The organism is Aquirufa sp. (genome assembly GCF_044377215.1).
Lineage (GTDB): Bacteria > Bacteroidota > Bacteroidia > Cytophagales > Spirosomataceae > Aquirufa.
The window spans coordinates 28,758-51,265 of sequence record NZ_JBILJM010000008.1 but is presented as its reverse complement, the minus strand read 5'-3'; the positions used below and the strand labels follow the sequence as shown (position 1 = coordinate 51,265).

At 39.4% G+C, this 22,508-nt stretch carries 16 protein-coding genes; 12 read left to right on the top strand and 4 right to left on the bottom strand.

Going from position 1 to position 22,508, the window contains the following annotated elements; all coding sequences use genetic code 11:
- Positions 1–22 precede the first annotated feature (22 nt).
- The 8 genes from ACIQ6T_RS04375 (at position 23) to nagA (ending at position 11,256) form a co-directional block, all read left to right on the top strand.
- Positions 23–1,081 carry a DUF2231 domain-containing protein gene (locus ACIQ6T_RS04375; RefSeq protein WP_395784624.1) on the top strand — a complete coding sequence of 353 codons (1,059 nt, stop codon included), beginning with the start codon at positions 23–25 and terminating at the stop codon, positions 1,079–1,081.
- Complete coding sequence (locus ACIQ6T_RS04370) at positions 1,078–4,290, top strand: DUF1553 domain-containing protein (RefSeq protein ID WP_395784622.1); 3,213 nt, start codon at positions 1,078–1,080, stop codon at positions 4,288–4,290. Before ACIQ6T_RS04375 ends, ACIQ6T_RS04370 begins: the two co-directional genes overlap by 4 nt.
- A 1-nt stretch (position 4,291) precedes the next feature.
- Positions 4,292–5,746 (top strand): DUF1501 domain-containing protein, encoded by a 1,455-nt coding sequence (locus ACIQ6T_RS04365; RefSeq protein WP_395784620.1) that lies wholly within the window; start codon positions 4,292–4,294, stop codon positions 5,744–5,746.
- 19 nt (positions 5,747–5,765) lie between these two features.
- Complete coding sequence (locus tag ACIQ6T_RS04360) at positions 5,766–6,638, top strand: alpha/beta hydrolase fold domain-containing protein (RefSeq protein WP_395784618.1); 873 nt, start codon at positions 5,766–5,768, stop codon at positions 6,636–6,638.
- Between the two features lie 172 nt (positions 6,639–6,810).
- Positions 6,811–8,154 carry a Gfo/Idh/MocA family protein gene (locus tag ACIQ6T_RS04355; protein ID WP_395784616.1) on the top strand — a complete coding sequence of 448 codons (1,344 nt, stop codon included), beginning with the start codon at positions 6,811–6,813 and terminating at the stop codon, positions 8,152–8,154.
- Positions 8,155–8,157: 3 nt separating this feature from the next.
- Complete coding sequence (locus ACIQ6T_RS04350) at positions 8,158–9,294, top strand: acyltransferase family protein (protein ID WP_395784614.1); 1,137 nt, start codon at positions 8,158–8,160, stop codon at positions 9,292–9,294.
- Positions 9,295–9,305: 11 nt separating this feature from the next.
- Complete coding sequence (locus ACIQ6T_RS04345) at positions 9,306–10,064, top strand: glucosamine-6-phosphate deaminase (protein ID WP_395784612.1); 759 nt, start codon at positions 9,306–9,308, stop codon at positions 10,062–10,064.
- Entirely contained in the window at positions 10,054–11,256 is a 1,203-nt protein-coding gene (nagA, locus tag ACIQ6T_RS04340; RefSeq protein WP_395784610.1) for an N-acetylglucosamine-6-phosphate deacetylase, read from the top strand. The genes ACIQ6T_RS04345 and nagA overlap by 11 nt, the downstream gene beginning before the upstream one ends.
- On the opposite strand, the gene ACIQ6T_RS04335 is transcribed toward nagA, so the two are convergent.
- From ACIQ6T_RS04335 to ACIQ6T_RS04325, 3 genes are read right to left on the bottom strand one after another with little or no spacing between them, the layout of a single operon-like run.
- A complete protein-coding gene (locus tag ACIQ6T_RS04335) occupies positions 11,240–11,962 on the bottom strand; it encodes a DUF1080 domain-containing protein (RefSeq protein ID WP_395784608.1) in 723 nt (240 codons plus the stop codon). The genes nagA and ACIQ6T_RS04335 overlap by 17 nt on opposite strands.
- Before the next feature lie 10 nt (positions 11,963–11,972).
- Positions 11,973–12,965, bottom strand: coding sequence for a Gfo/Idh/MocA family protein (locus ACIQ6T_RS04330; RefSeq protein WP_395784606.1), 993 nt, complete (start codon positions 12,963–12,965; stop codon positions 11,973–11,975).
- Positions 12,966–12,973: 8 nt separating this feature from the next.
- Positions 12,974–14,287: a sugar MFS transporter gene (locus tag ACIQ6T_RS04325; RefSeq protein ID WP_395784604.1), complete on the bottom strand. Its 1,314-nt coding sequence runs from the start codon at positions 14,285–14,287 to the stop codon at positions 12,974–12,976.
- Between the two features lie 128 nt (positions 14,288–14,415).
- Here ACIQ6T_RS04325 and ACIQ6T_RS04320 point away from each other — a divergent pair, with 128 nt between their 5' ends.
- Both ACIQ6T_RS04320 and ACIQ6T_RS04315 read left to right on the top strand, forming a co-directional pair.
- Positions 14,416–15,879, top strand: coding sequence for a sulfatase-like hydrolase/transferase (locus tag ACIQ6T_RS04320; RefSeq protein WP_395784602.1), 1,464 nt, complete (start codon positions 14,416–14,418; stop codon positions 15,877–15,879).
- A gap of 62 nt (positions 15,880–15,941) precedes the next feature.
- The gene (locus ACIQ6T_RS04315) at positions 15,942–17,441 is read left to right on the top strand and encodes an arylsulfatase (protein WP_395784600.1); all 1,500 of its coding nucleotides are present in this window, start codon (positions 15,942–15,944) and stop codon (positions 17,439–17,441) included.
- A gap of 74 nt (positions 17,442–17,515) precedes the next feature.
- On the opposite strand, the gene ACIQ6T_RS04310 is transcribed toward ACIQ6T_RS04315, so the two are convergent.
- A complete protein-coding gene (locus ACIQ6T_RS04310) occupies positions 17,516–17,638 on the bottom strand; it encodes a hypothetical protein (protein WP_395784598.1) in 123 nt (40 codons plus the stop codon).
- Between the two features lie 376 nt (positions 17,639–18,014).
- Between ACIQ6T_RS04310 and ACIQ6T_RS04305 the strand changes: the two genes are divergently transcribed.
- The gene (locus tag ACIQ6T_RS04305) at positions 18,015–20,051 is read left to right on the top strand and encodes a T9SS type A sorting domain-containing protein (protein WP_395784596.1); all 2,037 of its coding nucleotides are present in this window, start codon (positions 18,015–18,017) and stop codon (positions 20,049–20,051) included.
- Between the two features lie 248 nt (positions 20,052–20,299).
- The gene (locus tag ACIQ6T_RS04300) at positions 20,300–22,405 is read left to right on the top strand and encodes a glycoside hydrolase family 97 protein (protein ID WP_395784594.1); all 2,106 of its coding nucleotides are present in this window, start codon (positions 20,300–20,302) and stop codon (positions 22,403–22,405) included.
- Positions 22,406–22,508 lie beyond the last annotated feature (103 nt).

The following is a 22,508-nucleotide window of genomic DNA, read 5'->3' as shown; positions in this document are numbered from 1 at the left end:
ATTAGAATGAAATTAAAACAAGTTGATTGCAGCTAAAATGGAGGTGAAACAATTAATTGATCAGTTTGGCCCCTTGGAATTTTTTTCTGAGTTACATCCGCTGTTCGTTCATTTTCCCGTAGGTCTTTTCTCTATTGTTGTTGTTTTTGCTTTTTTGCCGAAATCAAAAAATAGGGATTATCAACTAGCAATTCAATATTTACTAGGCATAGGAGCTTTCTTTTCCTTGCTCTCTTGTATCAGCGGGTACTTTTTAGCTGAATCGCAAAATAAGCAGTCGGCAATATTCACCTCACATCAATGGCTAGGAATAGCTACGTTTATACTTTTTTCAGCTGCTTTTTTTTACCCAAAATGGCAAAAAATTAGCATAGGATTAGGAGGGATTGTCTTGCTGTTTACCTTGTATTTTGGGACCATGTTAACGCATGGAAGTTTCTTGAAATGGAAAGAAAAAGTAGTCCAACAGATTAACGAGATCATATCAAAACCGGTTGAAAAGAAGGATAAAGATGCCGTGAAAAAGATTGTTTCGTTACCTGATACGCCATTGAAAGTGGAAGAGCAAGCCTCTTATGCGGCAGTAACGGAGCCGATGATCAAGGAATTGAAAAGTCAAGGAATAATTGCCCAAGTGATGGATCCGACTACCCAGCAATTGTTCATTAATTTTGTCAATGTGAAGCAAGTTGAACCTACCATGTTTGAGGTACTTTATCCAATTAAAGATCAAATTGCAGGCTTTCGAATTACTAATTTGGTCCTGAATCAGGAAGCGATGCGTAGTTTGTTTCAGTTTAAAAATGTAGAAATACTCCAACTCTCCAACGCACATTTGACGGATGAATTAGTAGGTTTGATTTTACAATTACCTAAATTACAGCAACTTAATTTATATGGTAATCCTGTTACGGATCAAACGGCTATGGCTTTACACAATGTGTTTTCTTTAAAAAAGGTATATGTTTGGCAGACAAATATTAGCCCATTAGCTTTGTATGAATTACAAAAAGCACATCCTCAGCTTCAGATTGAAGGAGGAAGTCAGTTACTAACAAAACCGGACTCCTTAAAAAAATGATTAAATATCTTTTGTTACTTTTTCCGAGTTTGATATTTGCTCAAAACAAAACTGAATTGGCGGTAAAATTGCCTGCTGGAATTTCGGCAGAATGGCAACTTTTACCCAAAGAGTTAGATTATAATCGCCATGTAAAGCCCATCCTTTCGGATAAATGTTTTGCTTGTCACGGTCCAGATAAAGCGAAACAAAAAGCAGGCTTACGCCTTGATTTCCCCGAAAATTCGTTTGCTGAGTTACCTGAGAGCCCGGGTAAATTTGCTATTAAACCATACAAATTACTACAAAGCGAAGTGTATCATCGAATCATTTCGAATGATCCTAAATACAAAATGCCTACACCCAAGTCGCATGTATCATTAAATAATAAGGAGAAAGCGACTATCCTAAAATGGATTCAAGATGGTGCTGTCTATCAGCCGCATTGGGCGTTTTTGAAACCAAGTAAGCAACGTATTCCTGCTCTTTTGGCGGCTAAACCACGCAAAGTACTTGATTATTATGTTGAAAATAAACGTCAAGAACAAGGACTGAAAGCTGCTCCCAAGGCGTCTAACGAATTACTGCTTCGGAGATTGTATTTGGATTTAACGGGTTTGCCACCGAGTTTGAATGATATCAATCAATTTTTGAAAGACAATGATCTAAATGCCTATGAAAAACAAGTAGATAAATTACTTGCATCACCACATTTAGGTGAAAAAATGGCTGGAGATTGGCTGGATATTGCTCGATTTGCAGACTCGCATGGATATACGGTTGATCGAATTCGCGATATGTCGCCCTATCGCGATTGGGTTATACGCGCATTTAATGCCAATATGCCATATGATCGATTTATAAATTATCAATTAGCTGGAGATTTAATGCCTAATCCAACAAAGGACATGTTAATCGCCACGGCCTTTAATCGAAATCACCAGCAAAATACTGAGGGAGGGATTATTGAAAAAGAATTCCAAACAGAGTATGTCATGGACCGTGCAAATACTTTCGGTGAGGCGTTTATGGCCTTGTCTGTTGGCTGTGCCCGTTGCCATGATCACAAATACGATCCTTTTTCCCAAAAGAATTACTACGAATTATTTAGTTTTTTTAATAATGTTCGAGAAGCTGGACAGATTTCCTTCAATGACGATATGCCTACGCCTACGTTGATGTTGCCAACAAAGCAAAAAGAGGAAATTTTGGCATTTATTGAGCAAAAGATTCAGGTAAAAAAGGATGAATTAGGCCAACGGAAAAAGAATAATTTGGGTCAGTTTTCGGATTGGGTAGCCCAGGGGAATGCAGCTGCTTTATCCAATCAAATGATGCCACAGAAAGGACTTATTGGTCATTATACCTTTCAAAATAACTTAATAAACTTAATTGATTCGAGCCAAAAAGCTGAAATGAAGCACGAAGCTGGTCAAAAAGGGGATTTGCCAAACTTTGAATCAGGGAATCATTTGGTGTTTGATGGGGACACTTATTTGGACTTAAACACCGTTGGACTCTTTCGAAAATCGAATGCATTTACAATTGGAATTTCAGTTAATATCCCTGCTGATTTAAATGAAGGCGTGATTTTTCACAAGTCAATAGCTGAACGCTTATACAATTTTAAGGGTTTTCACGTGTACATACGGGATGGGAAATTTGAAATTACGATGGCACATACAGCTCCTTCGAATGCCATTACGAAGTTGTCGCTTAAAGAGGTTCCCAAAAACAAATGGATTCAATTAACACTGACTTACGATGGTTCCTCATCTGCCCAAGGCTTTAAACTATTTCTTGATGGTGACGAATTGGCCATGGAAACCGTAATTGATCAGTTGTACAAAGACATAAATTTCAATTCCAAATCTGAACCCGCAATACAAGTTGGCGGATGGTGGAGAGGCCTAGGATTTAAAGGGGGGAAAGTTGATGATTTATACGTCTATCAACGCGAGCTGAGTCCATTTGAGGTGAAGGTATTGGCGAAAAAAGCTTCATGGAAGGACATCGTTTTAAAAGATTTTAGTTCGCTCAAGGAAGGAGAGGTGGCGGTATTGCATGCGTATTATACCCAAAATCATGATATTGACTACGTGACTAAATGGTCCGAATTAACGGCGCTTCGAACTGAGCTTGCTGATTCGACGAAAAACGTGCAGGAGCTTATGGTCATGCAAGAAATGTCTAAACCCAAACAATCCTTTTTACTAGCTAGGGGGCAATACGATGCCCCGACTATTCCTGTTTTTCCTTCCACTCCGGAAAGCGTGCTCCCTTTTTCATCTAATTTGCCAAAAAATAGATGGGGTTTGGCTCAATGGTTAACGGATAAAAATCATCCCTTAACCTCCCGCGTGTTAGTCAACCGGATATGGCAAAATTTCTTTGGAATCGGTTTAGTCAAAACCTCCGAAGATTTTGGAAACCAAGGTGAAATGCCAAGTCATCCGGAGTTATTGGATTGGCTTGCTACTGATTTTATGGAAAATGGGTGGGATATAAAGCGGCTGATGCGTGAGATTGTTCTGTCAGAAACGTACCAACAAGACTCTAAAACTAGTCCGAAATTGTTGGAGCTTGATCCTGAAAATCGATACTTAGCTAGAGGGCCATCGAAGCGGTTGACCGCTGAAATGTTGCGAGATAACGCATTGGCAGCTAGTGGATTACTGAATCCTGCCATTGGAGGAAAAAGTGTAAAGCCGTATCAGCCAGCTGGTTTATGGGAGATAAATAGTTCTACGTACCTCCAAGACACCACGGATGCTGTGTACAGACGAAGTTTATATGTCATTGTCAAACGAACGGTTCCAAACCCCACATTAAGCACATTTGATGCATCAGCGCGCACCTCTTGTTTACCTAGGCGACAAAAAACAAACACGCCATTGCAGGCCTTAGTGGTTATGAATGACCCTACATTTGTAGAAGCGGCCAAAGTTTTGGCCATTGAAATGAGCCGTGAAAAAGATCCCAAAATTGCGATTAATTTAGCCTTTCAGAAATTAACGGGAAGGGAGATTCCCCTAGAGCAAATGAAATTATTGTTGGAATTACAGGCCAATCAGTTTAAGAAGTTTCAGCTGTCACCTCAAAAAGCAACAGGTTGGCTTCAATCTGGATTGGCTAAAATTCCCACCGACTTAGATATTTCGACTGTCGCGGCGAATGCTGTTGTGGCAAGTACCATTATGAATTCAGATGCAACGCTAACGAAAAGATAACATGGCACCATTTAATGACTTGTCGGAATTGCATCGGAAGTTGGATCGTCGGGATTTTCTTCAAAAGACCGGCATGGGTTTTGGTGCTTTGGCGTTGAATAGTATTTTCACCCAGCAAGTGAACGCTGCGAGTTTGGAAAAAGAAATAATGCGCATGTTGCCAGCGATTGCTCCCAAAGCCAAGCGCGTTGTTTATTTGTTTATGGCTGGTGGTCCATCACAATTTGAGACCTTTGATTACAAGCCTACTTTAAAATCTTTTTATGGAAAAGATTTGCCGGATTCTGTTCGGCAAGGTCAGCGACTGACGGGCATGAGTGCGAATCAAGCTATTTTACCAGTCGTACCCTCTAAATTTGAATTTAGTCAGCATGGAAAATCGGGCACGTGGGTGAGCGATTTATTGCCTTATACGGCCCAAGTTGTGGATGATTTGTGCATTATTAATTCCATGTTTACGGAGCAAATAAATCATGATCCGGCGATTACTTTTTTACAAACGGGTCATCAATTAGCCGGTCGGCCTTCTATTGGATCTTGGCTCAGCTATGGTTTGGGATCTGAAAATCAGAATTTACCTGCATTTATTGTGTTGGTTTCGAGTGATGCGGCTAAAGATCAACCCTTATATGCGCGTCTTTGGGGCAATGGTTTTTTGCCTTCGGAGCATCAGGGTGTTCAGTTTCGATCGGGTAAAGATCCTGTTTTGTTTTTAAATAATCCGGAGGGTTATGATGGAGAAGACCGGAAAGAGATGTTGGATTATTTGACAAAATTGAACTCAATTCAAAATAATGCATGGGGTGATCCGGAAGTTGACGCACGCATTTCCCAATACGAAATGGCTTTTCGGATGCAAACATCTGTTCCCGAGGTGATGGATACGCAGGGTGAAAGTGATGCGTCTTTTGCCATGTACGGACCTACGAGTAGGGATAAAGGATCTTTCGCTGCCAATTGTTTACTGGCTAGAAAGTTATTGGAAAAAGATGTTCGTTTTGTGCAATTGTATCACCAAGGTTGGGATCATCATGGTGATTTGCCACGGAATATTGCCAAGCAATGTCAGCAAACGGACCAAGCGACAGCCGCGTTGATTTTGGATTTAAAACGAAGAGGAATGCTGGAAGATACCTTGGTTATCTGGGGAGGGGAATTTGGACGTACGGTTTATTCGCAGGGTAAATTATCTGCGAATGCCTATGGCAGGGATCATCATCCGAGGTGCTTTTCCATGTGGATGGCTGGTGCGGGTGTTAAGCCCGGAATTACGTACGGCCAAACAGATGATTTCTCCTATAATATTTTGAAAGATCCTGTGCATGTACACGATTTCCAAGCCACTTTACTACATCTTATGGGGATAGATCATGAAGAATTGGCTTTTAAATATCAAGGAAGGCGATTCCGATTAACTGATGTACATGGAAATGTAGTTAAGGCGATTCTAAGTTAGTATGAGATAAAAAACCAACATGAACAAAAAAATACGTTTTTGGGTATTTCTAGGCGTTTCATTTTTTTTGATACCCGCATGGGCTTTTGCAGAAATTGCGAAGGCAGATTCAAGTAACTTTCAACAAATTTCGAATTTGGTCTATGGCGATGCGCCCGATCACCGGAATGAATTAGATATTTACCTTCCCAGAAAGCATACTAAAAAAACTCCCATGGTTGTATTTATCCATGGCGGATTTTGGTCAAAAGGCGGAAAGCATCAATTGCCTAGGCCTTTGATTGATTTACTGGTAGGCAAAATGGGATATTCCATGGCCTCTATAAATTATCGATTTGTCAAAAAGGGGGCTAATAAATATCCAACGCAAATGGACGATGTAAGCCAAGCCTTGCAATTTCTTTCCAATAAAGCCGATAGTATTGGATATAAAAAGAAGTCATTTGCTCTGATTGGTGCCAGTGCGGGGGCACATTTGGCACTCATGTATGCGTATGCAAATGACCCGAAAAAAATGACAAAGACTGTGGTAGATATCGTTGGCCCCACTGATTTGTCTGATTCAATTACGCGTGGCCGACAAGGAATTGCGGATGCGGCAATCAGTTATTTTTTGGGTAATCCGGATGCGAAAGCAGAGATAGCTAGGACATCAAGTCCTATATTTCAATTGACCCCAAAAACAGGTGTACCCACAATCATTTTTCATGGGGAAGATGATGAGCTTGTGGATGTTCGACAGGCGAAAAATTTACATGCTAAATTAAGCCAATTGGGAATCAAAACAGAATTGGTTTTATATCCAAAAGAGACACATGAAATGAAAAAAAGTTTATCAGACGTTTTTATAAAAACAGCTGATTGGCTTCAAAAAGTATATCCCATTCGCTAGTTTATGACTAAATCGTCAACAAAAAGTGTGCCGATGGCGCTTATTTATTGGCGTTTGATTCCGAGCAGTTAATGGATTTAGTGAAGAAAAGAGTAAGACCGTCTTATTTATAATTATAAATGAAAATAGTCAAATAAATTTGTAATCTTTAGTTGATTTTAAACCTATTTAAATGAAAAATACACGTAGAACCTTTATCAAAAAGGCCTCAACTGGTGCCTTTGCATTAACTTTGGGTGGTATCCTTCCTTCATTTTCTGCGAAAAGTTATCAACAAATTTTAGGAGCTAACGAAAAAATTCGAGTGGCTTGCATGGGTGTTAATAGCCGTGGTTTGGCTGTTGGTAAAAATTTCGCCCTTCAAAAAAATTGTGAGGTTTTGCATGTATGTGATGTGGACTCACGTGCAGCTGAAATTTGCATTGATGCAATCCATAAAATACAATCGATAAAGCCCAAAGCAACACCTGATTTCAGGAATGCTTTAGAAGATAAAGATTTGGATGCGCTTATTGTAACAGCTCCTGATCACTGGCATGCACCCGCTGCTTTGTTGGCTTGTTCAGCAGGAAAACATGTGTATTTAGAAAAACCATGTAGCCACAACCCGAATGAAGGGGAGATGTTGGTTAAATCTGCCGAAAAACACAAACGAATTTTACAAATGGGAAACCAAAGGCGTTCATGGCCTAATGTAGCTGCCGCCATCGCAGAACTACATGGAGGAGTCATTGGTCGGCCCTATTTTGCGAAAACTTGGTACACAAATAACCGGGCATCCATTGGTATTGGGAAAGAGACTGCTGTTCCAGAATGGTTAAATTATGATTTATGGCAAGGTCCCGCGCCTCGAAAAGCCTTCAAGGATAATTTGATTCACTACAATTGGCATTGGTTTTGGCATTGGGGAACGGGAGAAGCATTGAATAATGGAACGCACATGGTCGATTTAGCTAGGTGGGGCTTGAATGTGGAATACCCAACAAAAGTTAGTTCAACGGGTGGCCGCTTTAGGTATCAAGATGATTGGCAAACGCCTGACACCCAAATGATTAATTTGGAGTTTGACAATAATTCCATGATTTCATGGGAGGGTAGAAGTTGCAATGGAAAGTCCATTGAGGCCAATAGCGTAGGGATTATTTTTTACGCTGAGCAGGGAAGTATGGTTATCGAAAGTGGCAACTCGTATAAAATTTATGATTTAAAAAATAATTTGGTCAAGGAGGTTAAAAACAATTTTCTTGTGGATGCCCGTAATCTTTCTGATCCTTCTCAAAATTTAGATGCCTTGCACATTCTCAATTTCTTTGATGGCATTCGTTTAGGTACGCGTCTGAATTCGGATATTGTCAGTGGCCACCAAAGTACTCTTTTGGTTCAATTAGGGAATATTTCCCAACGAGTAGGTCGGACCTTGGCGATTAATCCTAAAAATGGACATATTTTAAATGATCGAGAAGCGATGAAGTATTGGTCACGCGAGTACCAAGCTGGATGGGAGCCTAAAATTTAAGACATGGGCGAGTCCAGGGATTTACTAAGTAAGCAAGAAAGTTTTTTGAATGAACGTTTATATTCGTTGGATGCGCTAAGAGGATTCGATATGTTTTGGATCATGGGTGCTGAGGAGGTGGTGCATGGACTTTCCGAAACAACACATCTTGCTTTTTTTCAATCTTTTTCTGACCAACTTCGTCATCCTGCATGGAATGGCTTCACATGTTACGACCTTATTTTCCCGTTGTTTATTTTTTTGGCTGGAGTTTCAACGCCATATTCCATCGGTAATGCGTTGGAAAAGGGGATTGCCAAACATGTCCTATTGAAAAAAATCCTTTTGCGTGGTTTTACCTTAGTGATATTGGGAATTATATACAATAATGGCTTAATCTTGAAACCCATTGCGGATGTTCGTTTTTCTTCTGTATTAGGTAGAATAGGTATTGCCTATATGTTGGCTAATTTCATTTACCTCTATAGCAAACAAGCTTGGCTACTCATTTGGTTTTGTGGACTTTTGATTGGGTATTATTTGATTCTTAAATTCGCTTCTGCACCTGGTTATGCCGCAGGAGATTTGACTATGCCTGGAAATTTTGCGTCTTATGTTGACCGACTAATTTTGCCCGGTAAATTGAGTAAAGGAATTCACGATACGGTGGGATTTTTCAATAACATTCCCGCAATTTGCAATGCGCTTGCAGGTATAATGGTCGGGGTATATTTGAGAAAAACGACTAGTAATGGAAGGAGAAAAACCTTGTATTTGTTGGCTGCAGGATGTTTTTCTTTACTACTTGCACAGCTTTGGAACTTAGATTTTCCGATCAACAAAAATCTTTGGTCTAGTTCTTTTGTCATGCAAACCGTGGGATTAAGTCTCTTATTTTTTGCCGTATTTTACTATGTGATCGATGTCTTAGGCTATAAAAAATGGGCTTTCCCTTTTCAGGTTATCGGCGTAAATTCGATTTTGATTTATATTTCCGATAAATTTATTGATTGGGAATTTACAGCCAAAAAATTATTTGAATGGGGCTATCTTTGGTCAGGAGAGTCTGGCATGCTTGTTGGAGCCGCCCTTTCAATTTTATTTCTTAAATGGATTTTCTTACGCTTTTTATATAAAAAAAATATTTTTTTACGTGTTTAATAGTCTAAATTATGAAAATACATCTCAGTAATAATGCCGTGGATTTAGGAAATGTAGCTGGTTTGAGGGCAGCTGAATTGATCAAAAAAGCCATTGAATTAAAAGGTTTTGCTTCTGTTATTTTGGCTACCGGTACGAGCCAATTCGAAGTTATTCAGCAGTTGCTTCGTGATCCAGCGATCGCTTGGGATCGCGTTCAAATGTTTCATTTGGATGAGTACATCGGTCTTCCCATCACGCACAAGGCTAGTTTTCGTCGTTATTTGATTGAGCGGTTTATAAATTTAGTGCCGAATTTGAAAAGTAGCCATTTGATTGATGGGGAACTTGACCCAGAGGCTGAGTGCGATCGTTTAGGGGCATTGATACGTCAAAACCCAATTGATCTGGCTTTTGTTGGTATCGGAGAAAATGGTCATTTGGCCTTCAATGATCCTCCTGCTGATTTTGATACGGAATCGCCTTATATCGTTGTGAATTTGGATGAAGGGTGTCGAGCGCAGCAGTTTGGCGAGGGTTGGTTTGATACGATGGAGGATGTTCCCAAAAAGGCCATTAGCATGTCGATTAAACAAATCATGAAATCAAAACACATCGTTTGTACGGTGCCGGATGAACGAAAATCTCAGGCAGTTGCGGATTGTTTAACGCGCGAAGTTTCTAATCTGTTTCCTGCCAGTATACTGCAAAATCATCCCAATGTTGATATTTATTTAGATTTAAATGCGGCTTCTCGTTTACCCGAAAATTTTCTGAAAGATGCTCGATAGAGTCAAAATATTTAATGGTCCGATTATTCATCAACAGCAGATTCAACATGGAGTTTGTCTTTTGATTGAAAATGGAAAGATTTTGGACGTGGTTCGCGAGGATGTCGATTTTCCGGATGCCAAACTAATCGATGCTCGTGGGAATTTTGTGTCACCCGGTTTTATTGATATCCATATTCATGGCGGTGGCGGTGCTGATTTTATGGATGGCACGGTGGAGGCATATTTACAAATTGCTGAAACACATGCCAAACATGGGACATGCTCCCTTTTGCCTACGACGTTGACTTGCGAAAAAGTTGATTTAATTCAAACTCTTGAAGCATATCAGCAAGCCAAAATTTCCAATACCAAGGGGGCTGATTTTATAGGGATGCATTTGGAGGGCCCCTATTTTGCCCTTGCTCAGCGTGGGGCACAAGACCCTAAATTTATCCGAGATCCTGATCCTGCTGAATATCGTGAAATATTGGAATCTTTTGATTTTATCAAGCGCTGGTCTGCTGCACCTGAACTAAAAGGGGCTGTTGAATTTGGGAAATATGTAAGCTCCAAAGGCGTTTTAGCCGCCATTGCGCATACAGATGCTATTTATGAGGAGGTAATTGAGGCTTTTGAACATGGTGGATTTACCTTGGCTACCCATTTTTATTCAGCAATGTCAGGTGTCACACGCAGAAATGCGTTCCGATACGCGGGTGTCATTGAATCCGCTTATTTATTGGACGACATGGATGTGGAAATAATTGCAGATGGCGTTCATTTACCTGCCCCACTATTAAAATTGATTTATAAAATCAAAGGTCCAGACAGAATTGCCCTAATTACGGATGCTATGCGGGCCGCAGATATGCCGGAAGGGAAGTCCGTTTTGGGATCGTATAAAAATGGCTTACATGTGATCGTTGAGGATGGTGTTGCCAAGGTACCGGATCGAACAACATTTGCTGGAAGTGTAGCTACGGCAGATCGTTTACTAAAAACGATGTTGGATTTGGCCGAGGTACCTTTGGTTGAGGCTGTTCAAATGATGACGACTACTCCCGCACGAATTATGGGGATTAGCGCTCAAAAAGGTTCATTTGCTAAAAATTCAGATGCGGATGTCGTGCTCTTTAATCAACAAATTGAGATTCAACATACCATTGTAAAAGGTCATTCAGTTTACCAAAAAACTACTCAAGCTCCTTAATTTTGATGTTTTTGAACGAGACATTGTGCCCGTGGTCTTGCAATAAAATATATCCTTCTTTTCGTTTATCGTAGCCTGCGATGGATTTGAATTTACTGGCTAAATAGCCATTTTTGAATTCCTCGGAGCTACGATTGATTGATAGAATAAGTCGTTTATCTAAATAATGCTCGATTTGATCTTTTTTCACGACGATGCGCGACGTATGCCATTGACCTATTTTGACATTGGGTTTATTGGGGGCACTGATGTTGTATAGCGCTCCTGTTTTATGGTCTTCGGGTAAGTGTTTTTCGTTGTAAATAAAATCTTGATCATCGATTAATTGGTACTCATAACCTACCAATGAGCTGGAATTTTTGGGTTTTTCGGCAAGTTCTTCGACAAAATATTTCACGCCTGAATTCCCTAACTTCCCTAGTTTCCAGTCAAAACTCAGGTCAAAATTTTGGTATTTTTTTAGCGTAATGATGTCCCCGCCATCACCAGATTCTTTTCCGGCAGATAATTCGCCTAAAAGCTGTTGGTTTTTAATGACCCATCCATGGCTAGGAAATTGACTTAGGTAGGCACCTCGCCAGCCATGCGTAGATGTACCGTCGAAAAGCAATTGATAGCCATTTTTTTCTTCCCAATGACTTAATTTATTTGTTTGGCAGGCAGCAAACAAACAAGCTATACAAATGATTGAAGCTAATTTCCTCATGTGATTATGTTCAAATTTGTGCTAATTCAACACGCGCGCCCTTTGCATTTTTGCTAACATCGGCGGCTTCCATAAAGGCCATAATGGCCAAGGTTTCCCGTTCATCTACGGGTGGAATTCCTGATTTAAAGAATTCGATTATTTTAATTAATAAAGGATCGTAGCCATTATAAGGCCCTAAATGCAGGATACCGCTTTTACCATAGGCAATTCCGCCATAATCTTGTTTTCCAGATTTTATCCCCCTAAATGTGCCAATTCTACCATCGTCCCAAATACCTGTGCAAACTTCTTGTTCCTCTGAAATGGTTCGTTGAACAGATACGCAGCCAGGGCCCATAACCGTAAATAACATTTCAACGCCGTGTATTCCATACCAAAATAGATCAGGATGGGTCTTTTCGAATTTCATTGGGCTGTAGGTGTCTGCTCCTGAAACTGCCCCAATTTTACCCTGTTTAATTTCTTGCATACCCGTTGCGTAGCGAAGTGAGGAGGAAGAAAATACAGGGACTTTGTATTTCTTTGCTTCTTTGAAAATGGATTTGGCATCTTTCAACGAAGCGGCAATAGGTTTATCTATGAAGGTCGTTTTTCCTGCTTTGAAGATTTCAATGGCTTGTTCTAAATGTAATCTTCCATCATTCGTTTCAAGCATAACAAAATCTACTTTATGGAGTAAATCTTGAATTGATCCTACAATTTCAACACCTAATTTTTGTACTTGTTCGGTATAGCCAGGAATTCTTTCGGTGCTTGACACAATGTCTTTACTTCCATGGGGATAGGCTGCGACAATTTTAAATCCATCGTAAACGGGATTGGGCGAATCAGCGTTTAATGATTTGGTGAAAGCGACACTATGGGAGGTATCTAGACCTATGATTCCAATTCGTTTTCCTGCATTTGTCACAGAACCAACTCGGGATTTGGCAAATGGCAAACTAAGTCCCGCCATCACGAGTGGTCCCATAAAATTTCTGCGGGTTATTTTTTGATTCATATTCGTTTTCAAAATGTCCAATTTTTAATTTGATGTCCTTTTACGGCATAAAAGATAAGGTAAACATAGCAAGGTAATAAAACGGCATAGGCAGATTTTAAATCATAAAGATCTGCGAAATAGCCATAAACAAGCGGCATAATAGCGTTTCCACATAATCCCATAATGAGAATGGAAGCGCCGATTTTGGTGAATTTCCCTAAGCCATCAAGTGCCAATGGCCATATTCCTGCCCAAATTAACGAATTGGCCAAGCCCAGTGCGACGACAAACCAGATACTGATGTCCGCTTTTAATCCAGCAATTTCGACCATCCCGTGACTCACTAAAATACCAATTGAAAAAAGTAAACCTAAGACCGTACAAATGCGCAATGCATTCACTTGGCTAATAAACCTTGGAATACAGATGATGCCAATGATATAGCCTAAAATCGTAGCTGCAAGGGTAAACGCTGGAAATACCTTGGCCTCCAGGAGTTGAATCTGCATGGATCCTGCATATCCGATAATGGTATCAATCGCGATGATATGCGTTCCTACGTGTAGAAAAATAGCAAAAGCGCCTAAAATCAAATGTGGGAATTGCAAAATATTTTTTTTGGATGCGTTGCTTTGCGTTGATTCCAGACTTTCTTGGTCCGTATCGATCTCAGGTAAAGGGGAAAAACGAATGGCTAGGCCGAGTAAAAAGAGTATGATACCCACGTAAAAGTAGGGTTCGATGACCCTTGAAATCAGTTCGTTTAACGCAATATTTCTATTTTCACCTGACATAAATGCCAAATTTTTGAACAAATCACTGTCGGTAGCTTTTAATATCACTGCTGCAAATACCAATGGGGCTAAAATTCCGGCTCCTTTGTTGCAAATCCCCATGATGCTGATTCGTTGCAACGCATTTTCTTTGGGTCCGAGCAAGGTAATGTACGGGTTAGCGGCCGTTTGAAGAATGGCTAAACCTGTCCCTAAGGTAAATAAACCAACTAAAAAAATGGAGTAGGTGCGGCCCATCGCCGCAGGAATAAAAATAAAAGCCCCTATTGACATGATCCAAAAACCCAGCATCATACCCTTTTTAAATCCAAGGGATTTTAATAGGTAAGAGGCAGGAACTGACATCACAAAATAGGAAATGTAAAACGCAAATGTGACTAAATAGGCTCTGAAATTACTTAATTCGCAGGCAATTTTAAAGTAAGGAATTAAAATGGCATTGGCCCAGGACACAAAACCAAAAATGAAAAACATAAGTCCAATAAGAAAAATTGAAATTTGAGTATCTCGTTTACTTAAGGAACTTATTGCTACAGGCTTATGCATGGTTTATTATAGGTTTATTTAATGTTTAATTTAATTTGATTTATTTAAAGAAGCAATCTATTTATACTTTTCATTGGATTCTTTCTATTTTGTACGCGCATTTGCATATCACATTGTAGACCGAACATATGAAAAATAGTATTCAAAATCTATTCATTTGCTGTGTATTGATCATGTCTATTCCTTCTGTTTGGGCTCAATCTGCATCAACGAATTTCCCCGCAAAAAACATTGTAATTCTCTACAGCGACGATCAATCTTATCGAACTATTCAGGCATTGGGGAATAAAGAAATCAAAACTCCTAATTTAGATCATTTGGTGAAAAGTGGGTTGACTTTCCAACAAGCCCATGTGATGGGTGGTCACCAAGGAGCGGTTTGTATTCCTTCGCGGGTGATGTTGTTGACGGGCAGGTATGTAAATCGATTGCCTGGTGATGGAAATGTGATTCACGATAGTTTGGTTAGTTTGCCTGAGGTTTTACGCCAAAAAGGATATACTACCTTTCACACGGGGAAGTGGCATAGCGATAAAAAATCCTATGCACGGATGTTTTCAAAGGCTGATCATATCTTTTTTGGGGGCATGCATTTTCCTAAAGAAGGAGGTCAGGAACATCCGCGGGTTAACCACTTTGATCCAACAGGGAGTTATCCTCCTGAGAAAAGTTTCCTAAGTGATACCTATAGTTCGCATTTATATGCACAAACAGCCATTGATTTTTTAGGTAGTCAGGAAGCCAAAGAAAAGCCATTTTTTTGTTATGTAGCTTTTACTTCGCCACATGATCCGCGGACACCTACGGCAAGATTTTCTAAAGCGTATGATCCTTCGAAAATCTCATTACCGCCCAATTTTCTGCCGGAACATCCCTTTAATAATGGGGATTTACATGTACGGGATGAAAATTTATTACCTCATCCTCGGACTGAAGTAGCCATTAAACAAGATATTGCTGCGTATTATGGCATGATTTCGGAGCTCGATGAGCAGATTGGGCGAATCATGTCAACATTGGAAAAAGAAGGCTTGTTGAAAAATACGTTGATTGTTTTTGCGGGAGATAATGGGTTGGCGATGGGCCAACATGGTCTTTTGGGGAAGCAAAATTTATATGAGCATAGCATCCGGGTTCCCATGATATTTTCAGGTCCGGGAATACCTAAAAACGTCCTAAATAACTCCTTTGTTTATTTAAGTGATATTGCTCCTACTATTTATGATTATTTAGAAATTAAAGCTCCTAAAACGGTGGAGGCAAAAAGTCTATTACCGATTTTGCATCATCCAGAAAAAGCTGTAAGGGATCAAATTTACAATGTTTATGGGCATTGGAGTAGGAGTTTGAAAACGAAGGATGGGTACAAATTAATTTTGTATAATGTGAATGGCGTGTTGACAAGCCAACTATTCAATCTCAAAACGGATCCATGGGAAAAGTATAATTTGGCCCAAGATAAAACGCAGCAAAGGAGAATAAAACGGATGCGTAACCTATTGAAAAAGGAAATGCTTGAAAAGCATGACAACCTCCAAATTGATCTTCCAGATTGGGGAAGGAGTGCGAATCAAAAGTCGGCAGGGAGCTAATTTTCAAACTTATTTTTAAAAATCCCTGTGTTTGTAATTAATTAAACAGTTAAACTAATCATATGAAAAAGAAATTTGGCCGCGTAATTAAATACTTATTGGTATTTATTCCTCTTTGTGCCTTGGGTCAAAAACCCAATGTCGTTTTTATATATGTGGATGATTTAGGCTACGGTGATTTAGGTTGCTACGGATCTAAGACGATTAAAACACCCAATATAGACCAGCTAGCAAAAAAAGGACTAATATTCACGCAAGCGCATACGACTTCGGCTACATGTACTCCTTCTCGATACTCTTTGTTGAAGGGTGAATACGCATTTCGCAGGAAAGATACAGGCGTGGCGACAGGAGATGCTGTGGCACTGATTCCTGGGGGCCAACAAACTGTTGCGACTATTTTTTCGAAAGCGGGGTATAATACAGCGGTTATAGGCAAGTGGCATTTAGGTTTGGGGCCTTTGGGTGGGCCTAATTGGAATGGAAAAATCGCCGATGGACCCTTAGATATTGGTTTCAAAGAAGCATTTATTATGCCAGCGACGGGTGATCGAGTTCCTTGTGTTTATGTTGAAAATGACCATGTTCGTAATCTAGCTAGTCAGGATCCTATCCAAGTGAGTTACCTTAAGAAAATCGGTAACCAACCGACGGGTAAAGAAAATCCAGAACTTTTAAAAATGAAGCATTCGCATGGACATGACAATACCATTGTAAATGGCGTGGGTAGAATTGGATTTATGGTGGGTGGGAAACAGGCGCTATGGGATGATGAGGATATGGCTCAAACTTTTGCTGACAAAGCAAAGTCTTTTATGGTTCGTAATCAGAAAAATCCTTTCTTTCTATATTTTGCTACGCATGATATTCATGTTCCAAGAATTCCTCATTCACGCTTTTTAGGAAAAAGCGGATTTGGTACTAGGGGAGACGCACTGTTGCAACTGGATGATTCGGTGGGTCAATTAATGAAAACGCTTGATTCATTGCATTTAACTTCAAACACATTGGTTATTTTAACAAGCGATAATGGGCCAGTTGTGGATGATGGATACATCGATGGCTCTAAGGAAAATATAGGATTACATCAACCTGCTGGTAATTTAAGAGGTGGAAAATATAGTTCATTTGAGGCAGGCACACGTGTTCCTTTTATTGTCCGTTGGCCTAAAAAAGTCCCAGTGGGTAAGTCAAATGCACTAATCTCTCAAATTGATTTTCTAGCTACAATGAGCCAATTGCTAGGGACTTCTTTTAATGAGAACTCTGCAAAAGATTCTAGGGCCAACTTAAGTACATGGGTAGGAAAAAATAAGCTAGGGCGAGAATATATTGTTGAACAAGCGGGTAGCTTAGCCATTAAAAAAGGGGATTGGAAATTTATCAGAAGTGGGAAAGCTGCTAAATTTAATCCCTTGGTTAATATTGAACTTGGGAATGATTTGGAAGATCAACTGTACAATTTAAAAACGGATCCGGAAGAAAAAATTAATTTAGCGCTTCAGCAAAAAGAAAAGCTAAATGAGTTAAAAACGCTACTAGAAATAGAATTGAACAAATAAATAAATGGCCTTTAATAGGCCATTTTTTTTGAGTTTACCTAGTTTTCATTAATCCCTTTTGTTTATCCATTTTTTCAATCTTGGCCACTTTTCTTGGGGAACCAGCTGATAGGTTCTCCGATCATGACAATACGTGATTGAAGCATACGTGTCCCCAAATCATGAACATCTAATCCTACAATGATGCTACGTACCATGGAAAAAATAAGTCCTAGCCTCCCTATAATTTCTGGCATTATCCAATTTCAGCAAGTCTATTGTTGAAATAAAGATTGTTATTGAGCTTTCGGCGACTAATTGAGCAAGTTATACAAGGTATTTGAATGGAGAGGCATTTGCTAACCAAATGACAGCTACAAGTTAAGCTCCATTTTTAGGAAGCTCAATAGGTACCAGATTTGTTTTATTTGAAATGGATTTATTGTTAAATTCGAATCAACATTTAGCCCTTCCCTTGGATGCGTGCTTTTAATTTGAATATGCATGGCTTACAGGATTTTGTTTATCTTTTTCGGGTTACTTTTTTCACAAATATCTTTTTCTCAGTCTAAGCTTTTGGGAGAAAATTGTCAAATGGAAGTTGATTTAAGTCAACTTCCTGAAATGGCTAGTCAATCCATAAATCAAAATTCGAATACAAAGCCCGTTGTTAGATTGGCTTATTTGATCCCTAAAAATCGAGTTGCGAAACCTTATGCAGTCGCAAATATGCAGTATGCGATGAAGCAAATTCAAAAGTTCTATGAAGATCAAATGGAACTAAATGGCTTTGGGGAAAAGACATTTACCTTGGAGCTTGATGCGAAGGGAGCTCCTATTGTTCACACCGTGAAATCACAAACATTTGATGATACCTATTTCTGGTCAGACATGTGGGGTAGGTCATTGACGGAAGCCTCTAAACTTGGTATCGGGATCTGGAAGCGAGGAGAAACGTGGGTGGTTATTACAGAGTGTCATGTGATGGGTCAAGATGGGTCTATCAGTGGTGGGACTGCTTTGGGTGGTGGTTTTGGATCGGGAGATGGGGGTGGCGTTGCGATGATTGGATCAAATGCATTAGCCTTATTTAGTGAATCTAATTTCACTTCTAATCAGGCATATGCAGGTCAATTGAATATTGATTTGGGTCCATTACCATTAGTCAAAGATAAATCCTTTGCATGGTTTGAAGGAACCACGTTTAGTTCGGTTACATCATCTTATTTAGGGGCATTGGCGCATGAATTAGGGCATGCCTTTGGATTGCCTCATGATTTTAGAAATGATGAAAATTTTTATGGAAATATGATGGGGAATGGCTTGAGGGGAATTCGGGGTAATTTTTATCCAAATGCCTATGAGCAAAACTATACTCGTCTTTCATATGCAGATGCGCTGATTATCAATAGAAGTCATTTTTTTAATCAAGCGCTAAATCAGCCAATTTCTCCGGTTGAAATTTCGAGTCTTCAATTACAAGGAGGCATGATGAAAATCGATTATAAAATTTCAAATGCCAATCCGTTAAGTTCAATTCACTTGCAATTAAACGGTGATTTTGTTGAGGAGCGCGTGTTGAATGGGCGAACGGTGGTTGGCTCTTTTTTAACTCCATATTTGTCGGAAAATGCGACGAATAACTATCAAGTTTCGGTATATGATCAACAAGGAAATAGGACTAGCCAGAGTAAACCCGTTACCTTAACGACAGTGCCTAATCGAATGGCAACACCATTTATTAAGGTGAGTCCTTTGCAGCGATTACCTCAAAATCTACAAGTGGAATATGCGGCTTCTAATTCGGCAGAATATCAAAATAAGAACCTCGTCTACACGTGGGAGCAGAGTAATGATCGTATTAGCTACCGGAAATTTGGTCAAAATAAAAAGGAAGTCATAACAGATGATTTTGATAAGAAATTTGTCCGACTAAAAATTAAGTCAGACAAAGATAGCGTGTATTCCACATCGATTTTTGTTGTGTCTTCGCCTCATTTTGATCGAGATGTGGATGGTGTTTTAGATCATTTAGATTTATGTTTGAACACTCCTGTAGGTAGTAAAGTGGACACAAATGGGTGTGCGGATAGTCAAAAAGATACGGATAAAGATGGACTGATGGATCATGTGGATGATTGTCCTACTATTCCTAATCCTAGTACGCCTATTATTGAAATAAAGAATTTTATAGAGCTTTCAGCGACTAACGGAGCTAGTTATGCATGGTATTTGAATGGGAAGACAATAGCTGGCCAAACGACAGCCTTAATTAAAGCTACATCTTCGGGAAGCTATACCGTGATGGCGTTTGACTCAAAAGGATGTAAAAGTAAACTGTCAACTGCCGTGTCTATTTTGATTACTGGAAATCAAGTGGAAGAAGCACATTTGTCCCTAGCTTATCCAAACCCTGTGCATGATAAACTTCACATTAAGATCCCATCTAATTTTCTGCCTAATGCAAAAATTAGACTTTTTGATCTGAATGGCATTCCTTATCTACAAAGGGAAAACTTGGTAGAAGATTGTATACTTGATGTTCAAGCTTTACCTATGGGAACCTATTTACTTCAGATTTTAGATACCAGTGAAACACATACCCAATCCATTAAAGTCAGTAAGCAGTAAGGAATTAAGTTTATTGGGATTTTTTTATGCTATTTTGTTTGTGGTGTTCGGTATATTATTTACCAGTTCGAATACCTTTGACATGATAAACAATATTTTTTCTGAATGAGTAGATTTCAAAATGACTAGAGTTTTACTGTTTGGTAAGTACTTCCTTACTTTAAAAATTTAATAAGCAAATACCTAAATTGATCATTAACCTTTACCTACTACCAAAGAATTCGCCTCATTCTTCACAGGCTAATCTCATGTTTTCTTGGATGAAGCCTATTTGCCATCCTTGGGTCATTTTAGTGCCATTTTTTGTGGCAGTGATGTTGCTGGCTTCGTGCCAACAGCCCGCTGATGAAAAAATCACTGAGCTTTATTCGCCAGATAAAAAGTTGAAGTTTCAACTGTATACGTCCAACCAAGCCCATAAACTAGCTTATACGATAAGTTACAAGGATTCGCTCTTGGTAGATAAATCAGTCATCGGGTTAGATCTGGATGGGGAAGCGTATGATCATTTAAGTGTCAAAGAAATACAGTCATTTGAAGTAGATACCCTATTTTCTCCTACCATTGCCGCTAAACGTAAAATCTTCATTGATCATTATAAGGGAGTTCGAATTCAGTTTGACCAAGCAATAGCCTTAGAAATTCGGATGTACGATGAGGGAATGGCGTTTCGATGGATTAGTCAATCCAATCATGACCTCAAGGTAATGAACGAGACATTTGAAGTGAATCCCGTTCGTGATGCTACCCTTTTTTATGAACCGTATGAGCAGGAGAATCCGGTAGGATCTGGGATTGTGAATTATATTAAACACCAAATTTTACGAGTTGCCAACTTTTTTAAAGTTAAAAAAACACCCGCAGAGACGACTTTTGAAACTCAGTACACTAGTAAAAAGCTCTCCGAAATCAATCATAAATCATTTCTTTTTGTTCCCGCACTTATCCAGACAACTGATAGAAAATATATAGCTATTGGCGAATCAGATGTAACCGATTATCCGGGTATGATCTTGCACAAATCGGCCCAAAATGGATTATCAACTGCCTTTTCAGCTTATCCGCTAAAAGAAGAAATACCCACGGATACGGCGAACTACATGAAAATAGTGTATGTAAGTAAATCTGCGAATTACATTGCATTAACAAAAGGAAAAAGAACTTTTCCATGGCGCATATTGCACATTACAGATAATCCCGCCACCATACCTGCCTCAGACCTCGTTCAAAAATTAGCTACTCCATCTAAAATCAAAGGCGATTTATCTTGGATCAAACCAGGACAAATTACGGACGAATGGCTCGTGAATGTTAATTTATTTAATGTCGACTTTAAGGCAGGGAAAAATACGGCCTCGTATAAATATTACATTGATTTTGCCCAAACATTTGGCCTTGAGTACATCATGATAGACGAAGGCTGGTATCTGAAGGGGAACCCAAAGAATTTAAATAAGGATGTCAATATTGACGCCATTGCTAGCTATGCCAAAGAAAAGGGCGTTGGTCTTGGCTTATGGTTTAATGCCATGGTGCTTAATGAAAACATGGATGAGTACCTGAAGTTATATGCTGCCAAAGGAATCAAAATCATACTTATTGATTTTATTAATAGGAACGATCAGAAGACCATGAATTATTATGAGAAAATTGCCGAGGCATGCGCAAAATATAAGTTGATGGTAAATATTCATTCCGCCCCGGCACCTGCAGGATTTGAAATCACGTATCCCAATGCAATCACGCGCGAAGGGGTCATGGGTTCAGAATGGAATGGATGGAGTCCATTTGTTACGCCAAATCATGACCTGACCATTCCGTTTACTCGGATGTTTTCGGGCTCCTTGGATTATGAACCTGGATTGCTGGAAAATTCAACGGACAATGGTTTTCAAAATATTCCCAATAGACCTATGTCCCAAGGGACACGTGCGCACCAAATGGCCATGTACCTTGTATATGATAGCCCACTCCAGTATTTTGTGGGAAATCCATCGCAGGGATTTAAAGAGCCTGAATTGATGAAATTTGTGGGCAATATTCCCACTACCTGGGATGAAACTATTGTACTCGATGGCAAACCAGCTGCCTATATTGTCACGGCAAGATTAAAAGATGGGATCTGGTACATTGGGGCATTGACCAATTGGAGTGAAAGAGAATTGACTTTAGATCTTTCTAAACTGAAACTTAAAAATTACCATTTTACAGGTATCGTTGACGGTATAAATAGCGATCGCTATGCTGCTGATTATAAAATTGTTTCCGGAAGTGGCCATGGAAATCAGCCATTTAAAATTCGACTCGGAAAAGGCGGGGGTGGATTGTGGCGATTTGATTCGAGTGTAAAATAAAAAAACCACCTCAATTGAGGTGGTTTCTGTGGTCACCAAGGATTACTTAGGTTGGCTGTTTTACGAATCAGCGTCTAAATTCATTGGATGATGTTTTCGTGAT

Bases quoted from the DNA above. Each gene is read 5' to 3' on its own strand.
- ACIQ6T_RS04370 (WP_395784622.1), top strand. From the start codon at position 1,078: ATGATTAAATATCTTTTGTTACTTTTTCCGAGTTTGATATTTGCTCAA.
- ACIQ6T_RS04365 (WP_395784620.1), top strand. From the start codon at position 4,292: ATGGCACCATTTAATGACTTGTCGGAATTGCATCGGAAGTTGGATCGT.
- ACIQ6T_RS04360 (WP_395784618.1), top strand. From the start codon at position 5,766: ATGAACAAAAAAATACGTTTTTGGGTATTTCTAGGCGTTTCATTTTTT.
- ACIQ6T_RS04355 (WP_395784616.1), top strand. From the start codon at position 6,811: ATGAAAAATACACGTAGAACCTTTATCAAAAAGGCCTCAACTGGTGCC.
- ACIQ6T_RS04350 (WP_395784614.1), top strand. From the start codon at position 8,158: ATGGGCGAGTCCAGGGATTTACTAAGTAAGCAAGAAAGTTTTTTGAAT.
- ACIQ6T_RS04345 (WP_395784612.1), top strand. From the start codon at position 9,306: ATGAAAATACATCTCAGTAATAATGCCGTGGATTTAGGAAATGTAGCT.
- nagA (WP_395784610.1), top strand. From the start codon at position 10,054: ATGCTCGATAGAGTCAAAATATTTAATGGTCCGATTATTCATCAACAG.
- ACIQ6T_RS04335 (WP_395784608.1), bottom strand. From the start codon at position 11,962: ATGAGGAAATTAGCTTCAATCATTTGTATAGCTTGTTTGTTTGCTGCC.
- ACIQ6T_RS04330 (WP_395784606.1), bottom strand. From the start codon at position 12,965: ATGAATCAAAAAATAACCCGCAGAAATTTTATGGGACCACTCGTGATG.
- ACIQ6T_RS04325 (WP_395784604.1), bottom strand. From the start codon at position 14,287: ATGCATAAGCCTGTAGCAATAAGTTCCTTAAGTAAACGAGATACTCAA.
- ACIQ6T_RS04320 (WP_395784602.1), top strand. From the start codon at position 14,416: ATGAAAAATAGTATTCAAAATCTATTCATTTGCTGTGTATTGATCATG.
- ACIQ6T_RS04315 (WP_395784600.1), top strand. From the start codon at position 15,942: ATGAAAAAGAAATTTGGCCGCGTAATTAAATACTTATTGGTATTTATT.
- ACIQ6T_RS04310 (WP_395784598.1), bottom strand. From the start codon at position 17,638: ATGGTACGTAGCATCATTGTAGGATTAGATGTTCATGATTTGGGGACA.
- ACIQ6T_RS04305 (WP_395784596.1), top strand. From the start codon at position 18,015: ATGGAAGTTGATTTAAGTCAACTTCCTGAAATGGCTAGTCAATCCATA.
- ACIQ6T_RS04300 (WP_395784594.1), top strand. From the start codon at position 20,300: ATGTTTTCTTGGATGAAGCCTATTTGCCATCCTTGGGTCATTTTAGTG.